General features: G+C 69.9%; 1 protein-coding gene. It reads right to left on the bottom strand.

Annotation, left to right across the window (positions count from 1 at the left end; genetic code table 11):
- Positions 1-1,527, bottom strand: a complete 1,527-nt coding sequence (locus RBB42_RS28015; RefSeq protein ID WP_305972716.1) for an aldehyde dehydrogenase (NADP(+)) — start codon at positions 1,525-1,527, stop codon at positions 1-3.
- Position 1,528: the final 1 nt, after the last annotated feature.

Raw genomic sequence — 1,528 nt, 5'->3', positions numbered from 1 at the left:
TTATCGCAGGTCGCCGGGCAGCAGGGCGTCGGGGAGGTTCTGGTAGCAGACCGGGCGCAGGAAGCGGCGGATGGCCAGGGTGCCCACCGAGGTCGCGCCGAAGTTGGTCGAGGCCGGGTACGGCCCGCCGTGGACCATCGCGTCGGCCACCTCGACCCCGGTCGGAAAGCCGTTCACCAGCAGCCGCCCGGCCTTGCGCTCCAGCACCGGCATCAGGCGTTGCGCAAGCCCCGTGTCGCCCTCGTCCATGTGCAGCGTCGCCGTCAGCTGGCCCTCGAAACCGCGCGCCAGTTGCTCCATCTCATCCGGGCCGGATACCCGCACCACAAGACCCAGCGGACCAAAGACCTCTTCGCCAAGCGCATGATCCTGCAGGTAATGCTCGGCGTCCGTCTCGTAGAGATTGGGCGAGGCATTGCGGCCGTCGCTGTCGGTGGTCAGCACCGGGCGCACCGGGTTGCGCGTGTCGAAGCGCTGTTTACCGTTCTTATACGCCTCCGCGATACCGTCGGTCAGCATGCATTGGGTCGCGACGCCCTTCAGCGCCTCGGCGGCGGCGCTGACAAAGGCGTCGCCGGCCTCTCCCATCTCGACCACGGCGATGCCGGGGTTGGTACAGAACTGCCCGGCCCCCATGGTCAGCGAGGCGGCCCAGCCTTCGCCGATCTGCGCGCCGCGCGCCTTCACCGCCTGCGGAAGCAGGAACATCGGGTTGACGCTGCCCAGCTCGCCGAAGAAGGGGATCGGCTCGGGGCGTTGCGAGCAGAGATCGAACAGCGCCCGGCCGCCGCCGAGCGAGCCGGTGAAGCCCACCGCGCGGATCAGCGGGTGCTGCACCAGCGCCTGGCCCACGTCGCGCTTGCCGCCCTGGATCAGGCTGAAGGTGCCGGGATGGACGCCGGTCTTCTTGATGGCCGCATGGATGGCCTCGGCGACGATCTCGCCGGTGCCGGGATGGGCCGAGTGGCCCTTGACCACCACCGGGCAGCCGGCGGCCAGCGCCGATGCCGTGTCGCCGCCGGCGGTGGAAAAGGCCAGCGGAAAGTTCGAGGCGCCGAAGACCGCGACCGGCCCGATCGGGCGCTGGACCATCTTCAGGTCCGGGCGCGGCAACGGCTGGCGGTCGGGCAAGGCCGCATCGTGGCGACGATCAAGGTAGGCACCGTCGAGGATGTGGCTGGCGAAAAGGCGCAGCTGGCCGGTGGTGCGACCGCGCTCGCCCTGCAGGCGGGCCTCGGGCAGGCCGGTTTCCTGCGTGCCGATCTCGGTGATCTGCTCACCGCGCGCCTCGATCTCGTCGGCGATGGCGTTGAGAAAGGCGGCGCGCTCTTCGCGGCTCGTGTAGCCGTAGGACCAGAAGGCCGCCTCGGCCGCCTCGCAGGCCCGGTCGACCAGCGCCGGCGTGCCGACGGAATAGTCATGCGCCGGGCCATGCGCCGGCTCCGAGGTGAAGGTCGTCTCTCCAGAGACCCACTCTCCCGCGATCAGATGACGACCGTGGGGGGTGAAGCTGCTTTTGTCCAGCATG

The sequence above is a fragment of the Mameliella sp. MMSF_3455 genome (assembly GCF_030733205.1).
Classification (GTDB): domain Bacteria; phylum Pseudomonadota; class Alphaproteobacteria; order Rhodobacterales; family Rhodobacteraceae; genus Antarctobacter.
Note: the sequence above shows the minus strand (reverse complement) of the source record. Positions and strands in the feature narration are given on the sequence as shown.

Excerpts from the sequence above, each read along its gene's own strand:
- RBB42_RS28015 (WP_305972716.1), bottom strand. The coding sequence starts at position 1,527 with ATGCTGGACAAAAGCAGCTTCACCCCCCACGGTCGTCATCTGATCGCG.